The organism is Streptomyces sp. ISL-94, assembly GCF_018614075.1.
Classification (GTDB): domain Bacteria; phylum Actinomycetota; class Actinomycetes; order Streptomycetales; family Streptomycetaceae; genus Streptomyces.
This window is the reverse complement of record NZ_JAGGOZ010000026.1, coordinates 1-20,394: the sequence shown is the minus strand read 5'-3', so window position 1 is coordinate 20,394 and position 20,394 is coordinate 1. Positions and strand designations below refer to the sequence as shown.

Here is a 20,394-nt window from a genome sequence, read left to right as displayed (position 1 = left end):
TCGACCTTCCCTTAAGTCTCGCCGCGCCAACCTTGGACCTCTGCTCGGATCGATCGCTTTTCGCAATAAGATCTTGGCCTGATTCGACCTGTCGGGAGTGGCCCGTAAGGCGCTCTTGCTCGTCCGGCGGGCCAAATTTATGATCACCAACTTGCGTCACTTAATTTACATGCATTCAGTGACGGCCGGGGTAAGTGGTACTAGGCGGGGGCCGCGAGTGAGTCAGGGAAGCGCCGATCCAACTGCTGTCATCTCCGAGGTGGATGAGTCGCGACGGCAGGAGCACTACCGAGCCAGCGTAAAGATCTTCGATGAGATCGAAGACGATCTCCGGACGTCGCGGACTCTTCAGAGGATCTACCTCCTGTGCCTGATGGGCGGGATCACCCTCACTTTCCTCCTGGGCTACACAGTCATCGTTGGGCTGTGGAAGACCCAGCCGGTGTTTACCCGGTGGGCTGGTCTCGTCATTGTCAACAGCCTATGGATCGCCATGGGGTGGGCGCTCTGGAAGAACCGCAAGAAGCTCGTTGACCGAACTGGCGCGCTACGGAACGCTCTCCAGGACCGGCAGACTGCCGCTGCAATGCTCCCCCTTGACTCGCCCTCGGGGCTTCGGATCTATCGCGAAGCGTCACTGGATCTGATTGACCAGTATCGGAAATCAGCGAACAAGAACCGACGCGTCCATAATTTCTTTCAGGGCATTATCATCACCGGGTCGATCGTCACGTCCACACTTGCCGCCATGAATGAGGGTAGTAGTCAGATTTTGCGGCTCTCGACAGCTGCTCTCAGTGCACTTGTCGGAATTTCTGCGGGCATCACTGGTTATTTTAAATTCCGCGAGCGTGGATACAATCTCCAGTCGACGGCCGACGATATCGAGAAGCATTACAACGCGTCGCAGTTCATGCTCGATGAGTACGCCGGTCGGGATGACGAGCCGCCGCTTCCCGAGGCTGAGCGGCTCAGGATGTTCGCTCGCTACGTAGAGCGCTTGAAGGAAGAGCAGAGGAAACGAGAGCTCCAGTTGGAGACCTCCAGCTCCGGGAGCGAAGAGCGTGCAGGCTGATGTTCCTGCGGTGCACTCCGGTAGAACTGCGTGCTGGATACGCAATGGAGCTAAAAACTGACCGCGACTTCACCGATGTCAGGTGTGGGTGGTTGATGTTGCTTCCTGGAGACCCACAGTGAGGGCGCACAGTGCGAGATGGTTCCTCGCTCCACTTTGGCAGTGGAAGGCTCGACGGCTCATCGCTGCTCACGGTGGGACCATGTCCCCAACGACCGCCTGGTGCTTAGTCGCGCTTGCACGTGATCCTGGGTACATCCCGTTTGTGCAACACATCGTGGCGCAGCGGTCATCAGAGGAATCGATGCCGCCGGGCGTAGTCCTTGACTCGTGGCGAAACCTTGAGCCGCGTGAGCAAAAGAGACGCAGTGCTTGGCTTAACCGCTATAGAGCCACGCCTCTCCACAGGCTGGGTGTGCCAGAGGAAGTCATCGCGTTAGCTGGCCTGCACGTAGTTGAGTGGCGGCTTCCTCCGGGGCAAGACATGGCCTCGCTCGTTGCCCAGAACCGCCCTCGTTCCTCAGGCGGCGCCTCGTAAACCGGCAGGTTCAGCTGATCGATGGAAGGGCGGCCCGAGCCGGCGCCCGCCCTTTCTAAACGCTTCCATGTCCGGGGGACGCGCAGGGGACGACGGGGACGCACGTCAACCGCCGGTCGTCCCCCTCCCGCCCCGCCGGGTGCTGCCCTGGGGCGATGTGTGGGACGCAGGGGACGGCTCCACCCCTTCACTCCTCTGTCTCACTCAGAGAAGAAGAGAAGAAGGAGAGGGGAGAGTTCCAAGAGCGTCCCCCACGTCCCCGCCGTCCCCCGGTTGCATCGGAGCCCGTCCGCGACCGGTCGTGTCTTGTGCGCGGGCGTGCGCGAATACAGCAGGGCACTGACAACGCCATGAACCCGCACGCGGAACCGGTTCCTACCGCCTCGCGCACATGGGTACCGACTTAGGGTCGCGACCGGTCGAAGCGCCCTCCGCGCGCGGGAGCGCCAAGAAACCGGACCCGAGGGGGCTTCACACCTTGGCGTACTCGCGATGGGCTGCCCAAGCTCGGGCCGCGGAGATGAGCGGAGCGCGGTGGGGGGCGGGGTCTGATTCCGCGCGACTCTCCCATACGGCACAGAGGGCCTGCGCGAAGGTGGTCACGGCCGAGGGCGCGGCGGCGCGGTAGGCCGGGACGGTTCGGGCGAGCGCCTCGGCCTGCTCGGGCGTGTGGCCGGCGTAGACGAACCGCGGGATCGCGAATGCGGTGTCGGCCCATGCCGGACCGGGGCAGGCCAAGGCCCAGTCGAGTACGCGGATGCCGTCATCGGTGGCCAGCATGTTGAGCGGTGACACGTCGCTGTGGATGAGTGCCCGGCCTTCAAGGTCGGGGTAACGGTCGGTCGGGAAGAAGCCAGCCCATCGGATGTGGAGCGGCTTCTTACGGACCTGCTCGGGCCACGGGGCCGCCGCCATGGTGGTGAGCGCGGTGATCAGGGAGCCGAGATCGGGCGATCCGGGGGCGAGGTCGGGGTGAGGGCCGAACACGTATTCGTACCCGGTGAGTAGCCATCCGTCGGCGTCGACCTGCCAGAGCACGCGGGGGGCGAGGGGCGCTACGCGGGTGACGCGTGCCTCGTACTCGTACATCCATGCGGCCGGCTCGTCGCTGCGGGTGCCCTTGACGAAGACGGGACCGGTGGCGGTGTGCAGGGTGCAGGCGAGGCGGGCCATGACGCCGGTCTCTGCGGTCTCGGCGTGCTCCACCGGGCCGGTGTAGGTCTCGACGGCGCTACGGGCCTCGGGCGGGAGTTCAAGCCATGCGGTGCGGTCCACCCGCTCACTCCTCGTGCAGAACGGAAGCCGGTCCCCGGCTCGGCCACAGCGTGGCACAAGCCGAGGACCGGCCGCAGGCGGTGCGTCAGGCGTGCTTGGGGCTGTTGTGGCAGTTGGCGTGGCACTGCGAGCAGTCGGCGAGGTCCAGCTCGGGCCAGAACTCCATGTCGATCACGAACCCGGCCGCGACGATGGCGTCGACCGTCCGGGCGCGCAGGGCCTTGCCGCCGCCGTGCTCCGCCTTGTCGAGGAAGCCTGGCTGGTGGTGGACGAACTTGCCGAGCATCTGCCCGCAGAAGTCCTGGTACGCCTGCGTGTGCAGCAGGAAGGCGTGCCAGAAGTCATCGACGAGCGGGGACGGGCTGAGCGGGGTGTCGCTGTGCGCGCCGGCCGCGAGGAAGGCGAGCATCTGGCCGATGCCGCGCTCGGCCTGGTCGTCGCTGAGCTCGGGGAACTTGGCCTGCATGTTGGACGCGAGCGTTGCGCGCAACGTGGCGCCGATCAGCGTCCGGGCGTCCGTCGCGGGACGTTCCTGGATTACGGTCACGGTCCTTGCCTCCTTGGTCAGTGGTGCCTGGACGTGCGGTGTTGCACCCCGCCCGCGCGGGGCCGTTCCGGTCATCCCGGCGGGCAGGGAGATCAGAGCGCCGGAATTCGGGCGTCGGGCGCGGCGAGTGCGGGCATGGCGTCGTGGCGTCCGAGCTCGGCGGTACCAGTGGCAGCCAGGGCGGCGAATCCCGCGACGGTGCCGAGGGCCCATATCCAGCTCAGGAAGACCCCGAAGGGATCGCGAGCGGTGGCGCGGCGGTGTGCTGCGTGGCCGGCGCTCATGCCGCGTCTTCCTTGGCCTGCTCACGCTGGGCGATGATCCGCCCGAACTGGCACGCGTACAGCTCCACCTGGTCCGGCGTGAGGACGAGCAGGGACTCGGCGGTTCCGCCGTCCTCGTAGTGGACGGATACCCGCAGGGCGCCCTGCTGCGCGCGAGGGTCGTAGAGGGCATCCCGCTGCATCGGGGTGATGTGCGTGACCTGCGCTGGTACGGGGCGCAGAGTCGTGCCGTCGGCCGGTGCCGTCCACTTGTCGCCGCCGCCCGGCGGGCTCAGGTGGTACGTGCCGGCGCCGACGCCGGGAAGCGCGACCACGACGCCGATCTGTCCGTCCTTGGCGGTGTCGCGGGCGAGATCGCCAAGGCGCGGGTAGAACGGGGCAGCCGTGCCTAACTCGCCGCCCTGCGAGGGGAGATGGGGAGTTGCTCGTCCTGTCATGCCCCAGAAGTTAGGGGCGTGTCAGGGGTCCAATATGAATCGGAGGAATACCACCCTCATCCGTCCAGGTGGAAGCGGTCTGACATGCGGCGCAGCTTCTCGCGGGTGGCGATCCGCTCGGCGTAGACGATGCTGCGCAGGGTTGACCGGGCGATCGGATGGTTCCGTACGAGCTGCGGTGCGATCCGCTCGGCGGTCTCCAGCTCGGCGAGCGCATGGTCGCGGTTGCCGTCCCATAGCCAGGCGCGGGCGAGGTCCATGTGGTGGTGGCCCTGACGGGAGTTCGGGAGAGCGGCGACGAGCTCGGGCGCGGTGCGCCGGTTTATGGCGAGGGCCTTGGTCTGCTCGCCCGTCTCCAGGGCCACGCTGATGGCGTGGATCTGGACGTTGCCGGGGGAGAACGTGACCGAGTGGCGATCGTAGACGTGGGGGTTGTGGTGGCCGGTCATGCGGCGGGCGGCGTCGCGTGCGTGTCCGATCCGCTCGTCGGCCTCGGACGGGCGGCCGGCGCGGGCCGCGGCGACGGCAGCACGCAGGTGGAGCGTGCCCCACATCCGCAGCGCGAGGGGGTCGCCGAGCTCGTACTCGCGCTGAACGCTGGCGATGGCCTTGTCGGACAGGGTGAGCGAGTCGTCCCAATCGGCAGTGGCCCACATGTCCCAGACGCGCATCCAGTCGGCGAGCGCGGGCATGACGGGGTCGGCAGACAGGCGAGCCGCCCATGCTGCCCGCTCGGCCGCCATCGCGACGAGCTCGGGGTGCCCGAGGGCATGGGCGGCCGTGTGGGCGAACTTGCACGCCACGGCGTAGATCGCGAACGCTTCCTCGCGCTCGTGGCCGGTGGTGGCCTCGGCGAGGGCGCGGGCCTCGCGCAGCAGGTCGGGCAGGGTGGCGAGGATCGCCGTGTTGGCTGCCGCGTCCCTCAGGCGGTGCAGGCGGGTCATGTCCCGCCACAGCTCACCGGACGGGCGGGCGGCCCCGTCGAATACGGGCGTCAGGTCGTAGCGGCGCAGCTCACGCAGGATGGAGGCGGCCGAGACCTGCCACTGATTCTCTGCGGGGCTGCTCGCGTACGGCCGGCCGATCAGGTCATTGGGATGCACGTGCAGCTCGGCAGCAACGAGGTTCAGCAGCCCGACCCGGTCCAGTTCGATCAGGCCGCGTTCCATCTTGGACACCCAGCCCTGTGTCTTACCCAGGGCAGCGGCGAGGTCTGCCTGCGGCATCCCGAGCCGGAGCCGCGCCCGGCGGACGCGGCGGCCGATCTCCTCGGCTTCTTCCAACATCAGCGCACCCCCTGCACGTCGGCGACCGGCCATGGCCGCTCATCAGCACGGTACCGATGCAGCGGGCCGAGCGCGTGGGGTCAGGACTCTTTGGTCCCATACCGGCCCTCGGCTGCATGGCCTCGCCGGTAGTGGGGATCGGCGAGGCCGTAATGAGCAGAAGAGGAAACGGTCATACGGGCAGGTCAGACCGCAAGCGAAGTGAGCCCGGCGCAGGGTTCTGACTGGGCAGGTGCACCGAGCAACGGCCTCGGCCAGGGGGCGATGAGGTGCGAACTTCGCTGGTCGCTAGGTTGTGCGGACCGCGTCTGGGGAGGGTTCCGTGTCAGAGAACGAGCACTTCAACAAGTTGCTGAGCATCATGCCGCCCGCTGACGGTTCTGATGAGCAGGTTGATTGGGAAGCGGTCGAACAGGGGTGGGGAACTCGGTTCCCGTCCGACTATGTCGCCTTCATGGCTGCCTATGGAGCGGGGGCGATCAGCGACGGATTCTCCATCGTGCGCCCCGAGGCGCCCACGGAGGAGTTCAGTCAGCAGATGGGCGGCGAGACCGCGAATGCCCGGGGACTCTGGGAGCCCGAGCCCGCGTCGTACGGCCTGGGAACCAGCCGGCTTCCGGTGATCGCTTGGGGCGTGAGCTGTGGTGCTGACATTGCGTGCTGGCTGACCGAAGGAAGCGATCCGGATCAGTGGCCCGTCGCCGTGTGGAAGCGGCACGGCTCCCTCACCGCCCCGTGGAACGTCTACGACTGCGGTATGACCGAGTTCCTGCGGAAGGTGTTTCTCCAGGAGCTCGGCGACTGTCCCTTCAGCGACCTGGCCCTGTGGGGTGATGCGTCGCCGCGGTTCATTCACTGGCGCGAGGAACAACGGCGGTGGGACCTGGGCATCGACCCGTGGACGGGTGAGCCGGACCCATACGCGGAGATGTACGACGCGTGAGCCGGGGTATCAGGTCGCGGCGTTGTCCCAGCTCAGGCAGCCTGCAAGGTGAGCCCGATGTGAGCCCGGACGCCTGTGGACGGGGTGTCATGGGCCGGTGGTCGGGTGGCTGGGGCACCCGGTCTGACCAGCCGGAACGGCATGGGCAGGAACGGGGCCCCAGCCGACATCACTCGGACTCCTCGACTTTTAATCCGTTGGTTGTCGGTTCGAGTCCGACATGGCCTACCGCTCAGAACGAAGCGCCCCACCCGCAGTTGTTGCCGGGTGGGGCGCTTCGTTGCGTACGGGTGATCAGGCCGTCGTGGCGCGCCGGCGGCGGGCTCCGAGCCAGGCGGCGGCCGCACCGAGGGCGACCAGGGCGGCGGCGAGGCCCGCGTACAGGCCCATGGCCGAGTCGGAGCCGGTGGAGGCCAGGGAGCCGGTGGCCGAGCCCGTGGTGGTGGTCAGGTTGGTGTTGCCCGCGGCGACGGCCGAGGAGGAGGTGGCCGAGGCCGGCTCGACCTTGGTGGTGCCGGACGGGGTCTTGGCGGGCGGGGCGGACGGCGTCACGGCCGGGGTGGGCTCGGTGATCGGGGCGAGTGGGAACTGGACGGAGGAGTCCTCGAACGGGTAGGTGTTGCCGCCGTTGGCCAGCCGGATCCGGGCCTCCATCGTGATGGTGGTCTTCTTCTTCAGCTTCGTGTCCTTGCCCAGGCTGAGCCGCAGCTCCTGGGTGCGGACCCCGGAGCCGGCGCCGAAGCCCTTGGGGATCACGGGCAGCTCGTACTGGCCGTCGTCGAACTTGAGGTCCTGCCAGCGGCCGTCGATCAGTGCCTGCAGCCGAAAGTCGGCCTTCTCCTGGCCCGGGTGCGTGAGGATGAGGCTGGTCGCGAGGCCCTCGGCGAACGCGCCGTCGCCGGTGGCCTGATAGTTCAGATTCAGGTACGCGCGCTGCTCCTGGCCGTCCTTGCCGGAGCTGACCTGCTTGAACCAGGTCTTCAGCCGGCCCAGCTTGATCTGCGGGTCGACCTTGAACAGGTGGGAGCCCATGGCCTTGGGGTCCACCGTGCTGCTGAGACTGGAGGCGGTGAACCTGAAGTCCCCGTCGTTGGTGGGGTAGTTCGCGCCGAGGCCGACGGTGACCTTCCAGGTCATCTTGCCGTTCGCCGGGATGTCGAAGCCGCTCTGCACGCCCGACCCGGACGCCGGGTAGAACATCCCCTGCCATCCACCGTCCTGCTGGCCGACCATGTACTTGGTCGCGGGAGCGTCCAGGGCGTCGACCTTGAAGACGATGTCGTCCTTCTGCAGCGGGCTCGGGCCGGACTGCTGGGCGATCATCCACGGGTTGTACTTGAGGGCCTTGCCGCTAGGGTTCTTCACCGTCAGCTCGAAGGTCTCGGTGGCTCCGCCACGGGACAGCGGGCCGCTGGGGACGGGCGTGCTCATTTCCGTGCGCAGCAACGCCTGCTCGTCGGCGGCGGACGCGGCGGTAGCGGAAAGCGGCAGCAGAGTGGTGACAACGCCGGCGACGACTGCGATGGCGGATGCGGTGCGAACGGACATGGTGGACTCCCCCCAGGAATCACAAGGGCAACGGCAGAGCGCCGGGCCGGAAGGTGTGGATCGTGCCGCCCGGCCGGTTCGTGTTCCCCCTGGCCTTGGCGACAGATGAATCTTCGCCCGCGAGCGATCCCGGAACCATCCCCGTGGTGTCACCGCCGCGCAACAGAGACGATCTTCGCTCACCAAGCCCCGCTCCGGATGGGTTTCCAGGCCTCTGACCTGCATGGATGGGGGTTCTGGGGGTGGGTCGGCGGTTAATTGGCGGAGGGCTCCCCCCGGATGGCGTAGAGTTGGGTTTACCGACGCGGGGTGGAGCAGCTCGGTAGCTCGCTGGGCTCATAACCCAGAGGTCGTAGGTTCAAATCCTGCCCCCGCTACTCAGTACGAAGGCCCGGTTCCCTTGTGGGAACCGGGCCTTCGTCGTGTCCGGGCCGGGCGCCGGCATCTTACGCCCCGTCACCCGGTCGGCCGCCGCCGGGTCGCCGTACGGGCCCATGTGCCGCCAGCCTTGAGGGGCGAGGCGGTGTCGGGCCCGCACCCGTGCGAGGGACCGGGCGGCAGGAGAGAGCAGCGTGGTGGGGCTGAGCCGGCAGGACAACGGGGGGCGCGCGGGCGGTGCAGGCAGCGCCGTGGCCCGGCGGGTGGTCCAGGCACTGCCGGGCGCACTGATCCTCCTCGGGCTGGCCTTCGACGTGATGACCCCGCCCAGCTTCACCGGATCCCCGTTCTTCTCCGCGGCCCCGCTGATCGCCGCCCCGCTGTTCAGCTTTCGGGCCACGGCCGCGACCGGGGCGCTGGCCTCGCTCGCGGTGGTCCTGTTGCACCTCTACAACGGCACCAGCTGGAAGGCCGAGGCGCTGACCGAGCTGGCCACCGTAGTGACTGTCTGCGGGCTGGCGCTCCTGATCAACCGGGTGGTGCGGCGCAGCGGCCGGCAGCTCGCCTCCGCGCGCGGGATCGCCGAGGCGGCGCAGCGGGCCGTGCTGCCCACCCCGGCCGAGCGTATCGGGGGCCTGCACGTCTCCGCCCGGTACGAGGCCGCGCAGGCCGACGCCTTCATCGGCGGCGACCTGTACGCCGTCCAGGACACCCCGTACGGGATCCGGCTGGCGGTGGGCGACGTACGGGGCAAGGGGCTGGGGGCGGTGGAGGCCGTTGCGGTGGTCCTGGGGGCCTTCCGGGAGGCGGCGGAGACCGAGCCGACGCTGGAGGCGGTGGCGCAGCGGCTGGAGCGGGCCCTGGCCCGGGAGGGCACCCGGCGCGACGGCCTGGACGCGGTGGAGGGGTTCACGACGTGCGTGCTCGGCGAGGTCCCGCCCGGGGCGGGGGTGCTGCGGCTGCTCAACCGGGGCCATCCCGAGCCGCTGCTGCTGTACGCGGACGGGGAGCTGGCGGTCCTGGCCCCGGCGGAGTACGCGCTGCCGCTCGGCATGGGCGAGCTGGGCGGCGGCCGGCCGGATCTGGCCGAGGAGTGGGATTTCCCGGCCGGGACCACGCTGCTGCTCTATACGGACGGGCTGACGGAGGCCCGGGACCGGGCGGGGGTCTTCTACGATCCGGCGGACCGGCTGCGCGGGCGGGTTTTCCCCGGGCCGGAGGAGCTGCTCAGCGCGCTCAGCAGCGATGTGCGCCGGCATACGGGGGGCGCGATGACGGATGACATGGCCCTGCTCGCGGTCGGCCGACCGGGGCGGGGCGAGCCGCCGAGGCGGCGGACGGTGCCGGTGGTGCGCCGCAAGGGTGACGCGTAACAGTGAGTGGTAACGGTGGGTGATGAAAGGGGTGCTCTCAGCAAGATGGTTGACGAGGCGTCATGTCGCCTGTGTGGCTGAGAGGGTGGGGGAGTCGCCTGATTTTTGCCAGGGTTGGTGACCTTTTGGCGATAAAAGTCCAGGCCAGGGCTGATCGGGGAGTGGCCGATTGGTGTGAACGATCAATCGCAGCAGCTTGGAATCAATCCCCTGCGTCTATTACCGTTCGATAACGCAGCGCGGTCGTCCCAGCCGTCGCAAGAGACGGCGCCGTGCGCGTGCGTGTCCATGAGGAGTGTGCCCCGGTGGCCTCCAACTTGCCTGCCCCTGAAGGCACCGAGATCGGGGAGCCGCCCACCGCGGGTGCCTGGGGCGAGTGGAACCCCACCGAGGATTCGGTCCGCCCCGTCCGCGGCAAACACCGGGTGGCCAAGCAGCGCGGGGGACTTGCCCGCAGCTCCACCGTGCTCGGGGTCGGCGTGATCGCGGCGGTCGGCGCGGGCGGCATCGCCTCGGCGCAGGACCGGCCCCAGATCGCGATATCCCTGCCCTCGTTGCCTGACCTGATGACCGGGGACGAGTCCGGGGGCGGCGGCGCCGGCGACAACGGCCGGGAAGCGGACACCGGTTCCGGAGCGGCGGCCGGGACGGCCGTGCGGACAGGAATCATTCCGCGGCAGTCCGACCACCAGGCCGACGCAGGCGAGGCGCTGCGCAACCGCATCCTCCAGCAGGCCGAGTCCCAGCAGGGCGCCGCCGAGGCCCAGGCCCAGGCCGAGGCCGAGCGGGTCGCCCGGGAAGCCGCCGCCCAGGAGGCCAAGGAGAAGGCGGAGGCCGCGCGCAAGGCAGCCGAGGAAGCGGCGGCCGAGGCCGCGGCGAAGGCGGAGCAGGCGGCCAAGGAGGCCAAGGAGGCCGCCGAGGCCAAGGCCGAGCAGGAGCACCTCGCCCAACTGGCCGGGAGCTACTCCCTGCCCACCTCTGCCTACACCCTCACCTCGCACTACGGGGTCTCCGGCTCCATGTGGTCCTCCGGCTACCACACCGGCCTCGACTTCGCCGCTCCCACCGGCACCCCGGCCAAGGCCGTCGCCGCCGGGAAGATCACCTCGGCGGGCTGGTCCGGGGCGTACGGCTACCGCATCGTGCTGGAGCTCGAGGACGGTACGGAGATCTGGTACTGCCACCTCTCCTCGATGTCGGTGACCGCCGGTTCGGTGGCCTCGGGCGAGACCATCGGCCGGGTCGGCGCCACCGGCAATGTCACCGGACCCCATCTCCACCTGGAAGTGCGCAAGGGCGGCTCGACGATGGATCCGCTGGCCTGGCTGGAGTCCAAGGGGCTGAACGTCTAGCGTCCGAGGCCACGAGGTCCGGTCTTTCGAGGTCCGGTCGCCGCGGAGCCGGTACGCCCGCCAGCGGGTCCGCGGGGCCGAAGCGTGGGCCCGGCCTGCGGGCCAGGGGGTCGAACCACGGGGGGAGCAGCTCCTCCATGACCGCCGCGCGGGCCAGGGCGGGACCCGCCGTCGCCCGGCGCATCCACAGGCTGTGGAGCAATTCCCGCTCCCGCCCGGCGAAATCCGGCTCTTCCGCCGGGCCGCCGCGGCGCGCCCGGTTCCGCAGCAGGGCCAGCGCGGCCGCATCGGCCTCGTACAGGGCGACCGCCCGTCCGGCGGCCCGGCCCCCGCTGCGCCGGGCCAGGGTGCGGGCCAGCGACCGGGCCGGCATCGACGCCAGGGCCGGCACTTCGGCCGGGCCGAGCCAGCCCGCGGCCGCGTACACCGCGAGCTCCCCTGCGACGGCCCGCAGCCTGCGGCGCCGTATCCGCACGGCCAGCCACACCAGCAGCCCGAACACCGGGACCATCACGGAGCCGTAGACCATGTAGAACCCGTACTCCCCCAACTGTGAGGAGCCGTTCCACAGCGCGTGCAGGCCCATGGCGAGGGCCAGACCCAGCAGCGGCAGGCCGACCGTGCGCGCACGGCGGGCGCTGACCGCGGCCGCGCCGAAGCCGAGCCCGGTGAGCACGGTGAACAGCGGGTGCGCGAACGGCGAGAGCACTATCCGTACGAAGAAGGTCGCCACCGTCAAGGAGTCGAGGACGCCGGTTCCTTCGGCCACGTCCTCACCGAAGGCGTTGCCGAGGTAGAGGATGTTCTCGGTGAAGGCGAAGCCGGTGGCGGTGAAGCCGGCCACCACGAAACCGTCGGCCGGTCCGGTGAACTGCCGTCTTCGGAACACGAACACCAGCAGCAGGGCGGCCGCCTTGGCGCTCTCCTCCACCACCGGGGCGATCGCCACCGAGCCGAGCTGGTCGGCGTCGGAGGGGTCGGCAGTGGCCGCGGCTATCCATTCGGTCGCGAAACTGTTGGCCAGTATCGCGATCAGCGCCGCGGTGCAGGCACCCCAGCCGAAGCAGAACAGCAACTGCCGCCAGGGCGCGGGCGCGGCCCGGCCGAGCCACCGGAAGGCCGCCATGAGCGGCGGCACCGGCAGCAGTGCCAGACCGAGGCCGACGAAGAAGCCGGGGGTGCCGGTCTGCTCCCGCACGAGTTCGAGGATTGCGATCCCGGTGGCGGCGAGCAAGACGACGAGCACGCACATGCGGACCGTGCCCGACGTGCGTGCGAGCACAGAGGAGAGCGCTCGGAACACACGATGACCCTACAGAGTGGGTCCGACACACGCAGTGACGTTGTCAGTTCTCGATGCGGCGGAAGAGCAGGTCGTGTACGACGTGGCCCTTGTCGAGTCCCTGGCCTTCGAAGCGGGTGAGAGGCCGGAAGCCGGGGCGCGGCGCGTAGCCGCCGTCGGGCTGGGTGTTCTCGAAGTCCGGGTGCGCGGTGAGGACGTCGAGCATCTGCTCGGCGTACGGCTCCCAGTCGGTGGCGCAGTGCAGGACGGCGCCCGGCGCCAGCCGGGTGGCGGCCAGGGTGAGGAACTCGGGCTGGATCAGCCGGCGCTTGTGGTGGCGGGCCTTGGGCCACGGGTCCGGGAAGTAGACGCGGATCCCGTCCAGGGAGTCGGGCGGCAGCATCTCGCGGAGGAGGATGATCGCGTCGCCGTTGGCCACGCGGATGTTGGTGAGGCCGCCCCGCTCCGCGAGGGCGAGGAGGTTGCCCTGGCCGGGGGTGTGCACGTCGACGGCGAGGATCCCGGTGCCGGGGTCGGCGGCGGCCATCTGGGCGGTGGCCTCGCCCATGCCGAAGCCGATCTCCAGGACGACGGGCAGGCCGTCGAAGAGGGCCTTGAGGTCGATGACCTGGTGGCCGTCGATGTCCAGGCCCCAGGTGCCCCACAGCCGCTTCAGGGCCTCGCCCTGGCCGGTGGTGACCCGGCTGCGCCGCGGCTGGAAGCTCCGGATCCGCCGCTCGTGGTGCGAGCCGGCCGGATCGGGCGAGGGCCCGTCGGGGAACCGGGGTTCGGTGCGCCACTTGGGAGGCACGTACGCGGACGCCTCCGGTGCGGGGGCCTCCGGCGGGGCGTCGGGGAGGCTGGGCTGGGGGTTCAGGGGCTCAGACACAATGCGGTGATTCTACGCGGGGGCAGTGTCTCCTGCCCTGGTCGGCCCTGGCCTGCCCTGCCCTGCCTGCCCTGCCCTGCCCTGCCCTGCCCTGCCCTGCCCTGCCCTGCCTGCCCTGCCCTGCCTGCCCTGGCCTGGCCGGCCCTGGCCTGCCCTGCCCTGGCCGGCCGGGGGCGGGGTCGGGGTCGGTGACGGGGTGGGGTGCCGTCCGGGACGGGCTTCGATGTTCGGCGCCTGGGGGTGTCGGTTTCGTGCGGCGGTGCTTGGCGCCGAATTCATCTCGTTTTAGTCCCGGACGACACCCCACCCCGTCACCGACCCCGACCCCTTGCGTGGCTCGCTCCGCTCGCGGCGGGACCAGCGCAGCCCCGGGCCCCGCCTCAAACGCCGGTGGGGCTGGTGGGGTCAGGAGGAGCGGAGGGTCGTGAGGGCGCGGGTGGCGATTTCGCGGCCGATCGGGAGGGAGGCGGTGGCGGCGGGGGACGGGGCGTTCAGGACGTGGACCGTGCGCGGGGCCTCCCGGATCAGGAAGTCGTCCACGAGGGTGCCGTCCCGCAGGACGGCCTGCGCCCGTACCCCGGCGTCGGCAGGACACAGGTCCGCCGGTGTGACGGCCGGCAGCAGGCGCCGTACGGCCTGGGTGAAGGCCCGCTTCGACAGCGAGCGGTGGATCTCGCCCGCCCCGTACCGCCAGTGCCGCGCGGCCATCCGCCAGGACCCCGGCCAGACCAGCTCGGTGGCCACGTCCCGCGGGCGGATCACCGACCAGCCGTAGCCCTCGCGCGCCAGCGCCGGCACCGCGTTGGGGCCGACGTGGACGCCGCCGCCGATGCCCCGGGTGAGGTGGACGCCGAGGAAGGGGAACGCCGGGTCGGGGACCGGGTAGACCAGGCCCCGGACCAGTTCCGGCCGGGCCAGGTCGTAGTACTCGCCGCGGAAGGGGATGATCCGCATCCCGGGGTCGTCCCCGGCCAGCCGGGCGATCCGGTCGCACTGGAGCCCCGCGCAGTTCACGAGCACCCGCGCCCGGACCACCAGCCCGGACGTGGTGCGCACCCCCACCGCCGATGCACGGCGCGAAATCAGGTCCACCGCCCCGCCGTAGACGATCTCCGCACCCGAGGACTCCGCCAGCTGGGCGGTGACCCGGCCGTAGTCCGCGATCCCGGTGCTGCCGACGTGGATCGCGGCCAGGCCCCGCACCTGCGGCTCGTACTCGGAGATCTGCGCCGGACCGAGCTCGCGCACGGGAATGCCGTTCTCCCGGCCCCGCTGGACCAGCGCGTGCAGCCGCGGCAGCTCCTCCCGCTCCGTGGCGACGATCAGCTTGCCCGTCACCTCGTACGGGATTCCGTGCTCCGCGCAGAACTTGACCATCTCGGCGGCGCCGCGCACCGCGAAGCGCGCCTTCAGCGATCCCGGGCGGTAGTAGATCCCGCTGTGGATCACCCCGCTGTTGCGGCCCGTCTGGTGCCGGGCCGGACCGTCCTCCTTCTCCAGGACGACCACCCGGGTCCCCGGGGCCAGACGCGACAGGGCATGCGCCGTCGACAGGCCGACGATCCCGCCGCCGATCACCAGCACATCGCAGTCCACGCTGCCGCCCACGCCACCGCCCACGCCGACACCTCCCACCCCTGCATACTGCACCCCGCCACCGACAACGCGGCCACGCGGCTCCCGGAAGACAGGCCTTACGCCTGCGCCACCAGCAGCGGCCGGGCCCGCTCGCGCAGCTCCGCGACGCGCGGCTCGTCCCCGTACGGTTCCAGCCGGTGCAGCAGGTCCCGTACGTATTCGGTCGTCCGCGCCGAGGTGATCCTGCCCGCGACCTCCACCGCCCGGGTGCCCGCCGCGCAGGCCGCGTCGAGATTGCCCGACTCCAGCTCGGCGACCGCGCTCACCACCAGCCGCAGCCCGTGCGACCGTACGTACTCCTCGGTGGGCCGCGACAGGGCCTGCTCGGTGAAGCGACGCACCTGCCGCGGGAGTTTGAGGTCGCGGTAGCATTCCGCCGCATCCGCCGCGAAACGGTCGTACGAGTAGAAACCGAGCCAGGTCGGATCCGGATCGCCCTCGCGCGCCCGCTCCAGCCAGCCCTCGGCCGCCCGCAGCGCCGAACCGGCGGCCGCGGAGTCGCCGGCCTTGGCGTGGGCCCGCGCCTCGACCAGCCGGAAGAAGCTCATGGTCCGGGCGGTGGCCAGGCCGCGGTTGCGCTCGACGGCGGCCTGCGCGAGGTCCACGCCCTCGTCAGGGAAGTCGCGGTAGGTCGCCTGCAGGGACATCGAGGCCAGGACGTACCCGCCGAGCGGTACGTCCGCGGCCGCGCGGGCGAGGCGCAGCGCCTGGATGTAGTAGCGCTGCGCCGCCTCCTGCTGGCCGGTGTCGAAGGCCATCCAGCCGGCGAGCCGGGTCAGCTCGGCCGTCGCGCCGAACAGCGCGCGGCCCACCTCGTCGGTGTAGGAGCCGAGCAGCAGCGGCGCCGCGTCCACCCGCAGGCACTCGGGCACCATCGACGAACGCCAGTCCCCGCCCCCGTACTTGGAGTCCCAGCGGCGGGCGTCCTCGGCGGCCTCGCGCAGCTTGGCCACATCGCTGTGGCCCACGCGCTGCCCGTGGTCGCGACGCGTTTCGGGTACGGGCCGGGCGGGCACAACGGTGGACGGCGGAGCCGTACGGCCTCCTGCCGGTGCCGGCGTACGGACTTCCGTGCGGGGCTCCGGGGCAGGTGTGTCGTGCGCCGGTGCGTCCTGAGCCGAGGGGGTCCGAGCGGAGATGCCGGATGTCGGAGCACCGGATGCGGGAGCGCCGGATGTGGGAGCGGCGGATGTCGGCGCGGCGGCTGCCGTGGTGCCGGACGCCGGGGTGCCGGACGCCGGCGTGCCGGACGCCGGCGTGCCGGATGTCGGAGCGGCCGACTCGCGCGCCACCGAGCCGTCGGCGGGAGATATCAGCCAGCGCGAGGCGGGCGTCGCGTACGCCGCCACCGAGAACGAGCCGGCGAGCGACTGCCAGATTCCGCCACCTCCGCGCCGCCCGGCGAGGTCGAGCCGGTACAGGTCCGTGGCCGAACGCACCGCGGCCCCCACGTCCCGCGGGAAGGACAGACCGACCTCGGGCGCGGGGTCCGCGTCCGCCAGTCCGATCTCGTGCAGCGGCACCGGCCGCCCCAGCTTCGCGCCGATGGCGGCCGCGATGAGGTGCGGTGCGGCGCCCTGCGGCACCATCCCCTTCGACACCCACCGGGCCACCGACGTCTTGTCGTACCGAAGCGTCAGGCCGCGCTGTGCGCCGAGGTCGTTGACCCGCCGGGCCAGCCCCGCGTTGCTGATGCCCGCGAGGGCGAGGACGGCGCCGAGCTTCTCATTGGGCTCGCGGAGCTCCCTGGACATGCGCCACCCCTCGTCACACGCGGAACGCAGACGCCGCCGGGGCATAGGCGCCCGGCATTTCGTAAACCCAGCGTAGTTCCCCGCCTCCCAAGCGTTAAGGCCCTTACTTCCGTATGGCGGGATTGTTGTCCGTTTGCACAGTCACGCCCCGGCCCGTACCGGGGCGCACGTGTCATCGCGTGCTCCGTCCGTGTGGCCGTGCGCCCGCCCGTGCGCTCTGGCCGGTCGCGGGGCCCGGCGATTCGATGTGCGGTGCGTGGGTCGGCCCGCTGCGCGGATCGGGCGGGTCGGGGGATGCCGCTGCCTCAATCCCCGCGGGTGGCGGAACGGTCCGGGGGGTGGATTCCGCCTCCCGGACCGCGCCCGCGCACCGCGGGCCGGCCCCGCGTGACTGCTCTCAGGACGGCCGAAGAATGGCCGAAAGCGACCTATGGGGCGGGGGGAACGGAACGCCAAATACCGCGTGGCGGGGGCGTGTTCGTTCGCATGTGCGCCCCCTTTAACCACTCTCGCACGCCTGTCCCGTGGCAGCATGGACCCGAGCCATCCGGGGTCCCGCCGACTGCGCCCTCAGCGCCGACCGTGCTGCCTGTGCCCCGGTCATGTGCCCACAGGCTGGGGAGGCGGCGGTGCGCTGGTTGGTGGGTTGGAGCAGTATCGCCGCGAGCTTCGGCACGGCCGGCCGCGTCTCGGGACACCGGCACGGACAAGGCTCCGGCCAGGGCGGTTACGGCGATACCGGATACGGCCAAGGCGGATACGGCGAGAGCGGCGCCCCCCCGCACGGCGGCATCGCGGACGCGGCCCACTCCGGCGACCCCGGCGCCGACGCCGAGCGCACGGTCCACCCCGTGGGCGCCCAGCTGCTCTGGGGAGACCCCGACCCGCTCTGGGCCGTCGGCGACTGGCGCCCCGACGAGATCCGGACCCTCACCGCCGACCCCGCGGACCCCTTCACCCGGCTCGCCGTCCTCGGCTGCTGCGGCGCCACCGACGCCGAACTGCGCCGCGCGCTCTACGCCGCCCGCGGCGGGGCGCTGCGCCACCTCACCCAGTGGTCCGGTAGTTACACCGCCGTCGTCCAGGCCGGCCGCCGCATCACCGTCGTCGGCGACCTCGCGGGCGCGCGGCCCGTCTTCTACACGCCCTGGGCCAGCGGCACGGCGTACGCCACCGCCGCCCTCCCGCTCGCCGACCTCATCGAGGCGCAGCTCGACATCGGCCATCTCGCCGCCCTGCTGGCCTGCCCCGACAGCCCGGAGGCGCTGGGCGACGGCACACCGTACGCCGGTGTCCGCCGCATCCCGCCCGGGCACGCGCTCATCCTGCGTGAGGGCTCCCGGGAGATCACCGGCTACGAGCCGGTCGCCTCCCTCGCGGTGGCCGCGCCCGAGGCCGATGCCGACCGCGCGGTGGAGGGCGTACGGGAAGCGTTGGTGGATGCCGTGCGCGCCCGGCTCACGGCGCCCCGGCATGCTCCCGACACACTGCCGCCGTACGATCCCGGCCCCGTGCCCGGCATGGGGCCGGCCGACCGGCGCGCGGCCCGCGGCGCCCCGGCCCCGGGAGTCGGCGCGGACCTCTCCGGCGGCAGCGCCTCCGCGACCCTCGCCCTGCTGGCGGCCGGTCTGCCGGGGGCGCCGGGCACCCTGCTGAGCCCCGCCGGGGCGCGCCTGCTGGCGGTCACCTTCAACGACCTGGCCACCCCGCAGGGCAGAGAGGCCGAACTGGAGAGAGCCCGGGCCATCGCGGCCGACCCGCGCCTGCACCACGTCGTGGTGGCCGCCGCCGAGGAGGCCCTCCCGTACGCCGAGCTCGACGGCCCGCTCACCGACGAACCCGGTCCCTCGCTGGTCTTCGCCGCCCGCGAGCGGCGCCGGCTGGCCGCCGGCAGCGCCGACCACTTCACCGGCCACGGCGCCCGCCAGGTCCTGGACGCGCACCCGGCCCGCATGGCCGACCTCCTGATGGACCGCCGCCGGCGCCATCTGCTGCGGCCGGTGGCGGCCCTGGCCCGTTCGGCCTCCGCCTCCGGAGCTTCCGGGGAGTCCCTGCTGGTGCCGCTGACCGTGTACTCCGCGGCCCGCAGACTTTCCCGTACGACGTACCGCGCGGGCATGGAAGCCGCCGCGGCCCGGCTCCGCGAGGGCGGGGTCACCGAGCGCGCTTCCGGTCCGGTGGACGCTTCCCTCGCCGCCCTGACCTGGTCCCGGCCGGGCCCGGCGGCGGGCTGGCTCACGGGGGAGGCCCTGGCGGAAGTATCGATCCGCCTGCAGACCGCCGCCGGCCGCCCTCCGCTGTCGCTGCGGCCCGGCGAGGCCCGCGCCCGGGCGGTGCTCGCCCGGCACGCCGCCGACCACCGGGTCTTCGAACAGGCCGTGGAGGTCCGCAGCCAGCGCCTGCACGCGCCCTTCCTCGACAACCAGGTCGTCCGGGCCGCCCGCGCCCTGCCCGAATCCCTGCGCGTCCAGCCCGGGGCCCGGGCCGCGATCCTGCGCAGCGTCCTGAACTCGGCCGGCGTGCGCGAACTGCCGCCCGGCTGGGGCGCCCCGGCCCACATCCCGAACGAGACGGCGACCCGGCTGGGGCTGCGAGCCGCCCTCACCGAGCTGCTGGACCTCTTCGCCTCGCCGCTGCTCGCGGACGCCGGGCTGATCGAGGCCCGGGTGGTGCGCCAGGCCCTGCTCGACGCGGCGGACGGCCGCCCCGTCCCGCTGGACGGGCTGGCGGAGCTCGTCTCGATGGAGCTGTGGCTGCGCCGCCTGCTGGCCCGCCGCGGCACCTGCTGGACCGGCACCTCCGCCGCGCGCCGCCGGGCGGTGCCGGAGGGGGTCCCCGTACATCGCCCGGCGCTGTCCTGATCCTCCTGGGCCGGAAGGCCGCTCAGGCGCCGAGCACCAGGACGGTCGCGACGGCCAGGCCGAAGGCGCCGCCCGGCTGGTAGCAGAGGGCGAACAGGCCGATGGCCGTGGGGCGCTGCGCCTCGGGGGCGGCCGAGGCGGCGTGCACCGACAGGACGGCGGTGGCCCCGGTGGCGGCGAACACGGCGCCCAGGGTGGCGGTCAGCCGCAGCGGGCCCCAGCCGGCGATCGCCGCGGTCACCACGGCCGGCGCGCCGATCCCGGTCAGCACCGCGCGTACGGCCGTCCCGCCCATGCGCGCCGAGGCCGCGGCCGACAGCCACCAGTCCTCTCAACGTCAAGTGTCTCAACGTTGAGTTATTTTGGAGGGTGGTGGTGCGCGGCGAGAACGGAAGCGGAAGAGGGCACGAGATGAGCGACGCAGTGGACGCGATCGTCGGCCAGTGGGAGGTGGAGCGTCCCGACCTGACGGACGGTCTGTGGGCCGTCGAGGTGCTGGCCCGCATCCAGCGCATGAACCGGATCATCGAGAAGCAGCTCAAGGCCTTCGCCGCCGCACGCGACCTGGAGGTGGGCGAGGTCGACATCCTCTTCACCCTCCGCCGCTCGGGCCCCCCGTACGCCCTGACCGCCGGCGCCCTCATCCCCGCCGCCATGGTGACCTCCGGCGCGATCACCAACCGCATCGACCGCATGGAGGCCAAGGGCCTGGTCGAACGGGTCCGCGACGGCCAGGACCGCCGCTCCGTCCGGATCCGGCTGACCGAGCACAGCCTCAAAGTCACCGAGGCGCTGATGGCCGACCACCTGCGTCAATTCGCCGAACTCCTCGCCCCCCTGGACCCCGCCACCTGCACCTCGGTCGCAGGCGCCCTGCGCAGCCTCCTCGAAGCCAACGGCGACACCTCGATCACCTAGTGTGCTGCGCCTGAAA

Annotated in this window: 17 protein-coding genes and 1 tRNA gene; 7 read left to right on the top strand and 11 right to left on the bottom strand. The window is 71.5% G+C overall.

The genetic code is table 11. The features are described 5' to 3' along the window. The first annotated feature begins 217 nt into the window (after positions 1-217). Positions 218-1,075, top strand: a complete 858-nt coding sequence (locus tag J7E94_RS35610; protein WP_215014092.1) for a DUF4231 domain-containing protein — start codon at positions 218-220, stop codon at positions 1,073-1,075. Between the two features lie 1,009 nt (positions 1,076-2,084). On the opposite strand, the gene J7E94_RS09610 is transcribed toward J7E94_RS35610, so the two are convergent. The 5 genes from J7E94_RS09610 to J7E94_RS09590 form a co-directional block, all read right to left on the bottom strand. After that, positions 2,085-2,888, bottom strand: coding sequence for a phosphotransferase (locus J7E94_RS09610; RefSeq protein WP_215014089.1), 804 nt, complete (start codon positions 2,886-2,888; stop codon positions 2,085-2,087). Between the two features lie 85 nt (positions 2,889-2,973). Further along, on the bottom strand, positions 2,974-3,435 hold the full coding sequence (locus J7E94_RS09605; protein ID WP_215014088.1) for a hypothetical protein: 462 nt from the start codon (positions 3,433-3,435) through the stop codon (positions 2,974-2,976). Between the two features lie 92 nt (positions 3,436-3,527). Beyond that, entirely contained in the window at positions 3,528-3,719 is a 192-nt protein-coding gene (locus J7E94_RS09600) for a hypothetical protein (RefSeq protein WP_215014087.1), read from the bottom strand. Beyond that, entirely contained in the window at positions 3,716-4,156 is a 441-nt protein-coding gene (locus tag J7E94_RS09595) for a hypothetical protein (RefSeq protein ID WP_215014086.1), read from the bottom strand. The genes J7E94_RS09600 and J7E94_RS09595 overlap by 4 nt, the downstream gene beginning before the upstream one ends. A gap of 56 nt (positions 4,157-4,212) precedes the next feature. Continuing rightward, a complete protein-coding gene (locus J7E94_RS09590) occupies positions 4,213-5,442 on the bottom strand; it encodes a helix-turn-helix domain-containing protein (protein ID WP_215014085.1) in 1,230 nt (409 codons plus the stop codon). A 322-nt stretch (positions 5,443-5,764) separates the two neighbouring features. Between J7E94_RS09590 and J7E94_RS09585 the strand changes: the two genes are divergently transcribed. Further along, positions 5,765-6,385 carry an SMI1/KNR4 family protein gene (locus tag J7E94_RS09585; RefSeq protein ID WP_215014084.1) on the top strand — a complete coding sequence of 207 codons (621 nt, stop codon included), beginning with the start codon at positions 5,765-5,767 and terminating at the stop codon, positions 6,383-6,385. A 294-nt stretch (positions 6,386-6,679) separates the two neighbouring features. Here J7E94_RS09585 and J7E94_RS09580 read toward each other — a convergent pair whose 3' ends face one another. Next, the gene (locus J7E94_RS09580; protein WP_215014083.1) at positions 6,680-7,933 is read right to left on the bottom strand and encodes a hypothetical protein; all 1,254 of its coding nucleotides are present in this window, start codon (positions 7,931-7,933) and stop codon (positions 6,680-6,682) included. Between the two features lie 303 nt (positions 7,934-8,236). Between J7E94_RS09580 and J7E94_RS09575 the strand changes: the two genes are divergently transcribed. From J7E94_RS09575 to J7E94_RS09565, 3 genes are all read left to right on the top strand, one after another. Beyond that, positions 8,237-8,310, top strand: a tRNA-Met gene (locus tag J7E94_RS09575). Between the two features lie 198 nt (positions 8,311-8,508). Beyond that, complete coding sequence (locus tag J7E94_RS09570; RefSeq protein ID WP_374224419.1) at positions 8,509-9,684, top strand: PP2C family protein-serine/threonine phosphatase; 1,176 nt, start codon at positions 8,509-8,511, stop codon at positions 9,682-9,684. Positions 9,685-9,989: 305 nt separating this feature from the next. Next, entirely contained in the window at positions 9,990-11,036 is a 1,047-nt protein-coding gene (locus tag J7E94_RS09565) for a M23 family metallopeptidase (protein WP_215014082.1), read from the top strand. On the opposite strand, the gene J7E94_RS09560 is transcribed toward J7E94_RS09565, so the two are convergent. The 4 genes from J7E94_RS09560 to J7E94_RS09545 all read right to left on the bottom strand — a co-directional run bounded on the left by J7E94_RS09560 (position 10,945) and on the right by J7E94_RS09545 (position 16,599). Beyond that, positions 10,945-12,288: a PrsW family intramembrane metalloprotease gene (locus J7E94_RS09560; protein WP_215014207.1), complete on the bottom strand. Its 1,344-nt coding sequence runs from the start codon at positions 12,286-12,288 to the stop codon at positions 10,945-10,947. The genes J7E94_RS09565 and J7E94_RS09560 overlap by 92 nt on opposite strands. 94 nt (positions 12,289-12,382) lie before the next feature. Continuing rightward, on the bottom strand, positions 12,383-13,207 hold the full coding sequence (gene trmB, locus J7E94_RS09555; RefSeq protein ID WP_215014080.1) for a tRNA (guanosine(46)-N7)-methyltransferase TrmB: 825 nt from the start codon (positions 13,205-13,207) through the stop codon (positions 12,383-12,385). Between the two features lie 405 nt (positions 13,208-13,612). Then, positions 13,613-14,857, bottom strand: coding sequence for an L-2-hydroxyglutarate oxidase (gene lhgO / locus J7E94_RS09550; protein WP_215014078.1), 1,245 nt, complete (start codon positions 14,855-14,857; stop codon positions 13,613-13,615). Between the two features lie 44 nt (positions 14,858-14,901). Next, positions 14,902-16,599, bottom strand: a complete 1,698-nt coding sequence (locus J7E94_RS09545; protein ID WP_215014076.1) for a sporulation protein — start codon at positions 16,597-16,599, stop codon at positions 14,902-14,904. Positions 16,600-17,228: 629 nt separating this feature from the next. On the opposite strand from J7E94_RS09545, the gene J7E94_RS09540 reads away from it, so the two are divergent. After that, positions 17,229-19,460 (top strand): asparagine synthase-related protein, encoded by a 2,232-nt coding sequence (locus J7E94_RS09540; RefSeq protein ID WP_374224416.1) that lies wholly within the window; start codon positions 17,229-17,231, stop codon positions 19,458-19,460. 22 nt (positions 19,461-19,482) lie between these two features. Here J7E94_RS09540 and J7E94_RS09535 read toward each other — a convergent pair whose 3' ends face one another. Then, positions 19,483-19,755 carry a hypothetical protein gene (locus tag J7E94_RS09535; RefSeq protein ID WP_215014075.1) on the bottom strand — a complete coding sequence of 91 codons (273 nt, stop codon included), beginning with the start codon at positions 19,753-19,755 and terminating at the stop codon, positions 19,483-19,485. Between the two features lie 116 nt (positions 19,756-19,871). Between J7E94_RS09535 and J7E94_RS09530 the strand changes: the two genes are divergently transcribed. Next, positions 19,872-20,378, top strand: coding sequence for a MarR family winged helix-turn-helix transcriptional regulator (locus J7E94_RS09530; protein WP_215014074.1), 507 nt, complete (start codon positions 19,872-19,874; stop codon positions 20,376-20,378). Positions 20,379-20,394: the final 16 nt, after the last annotated feature.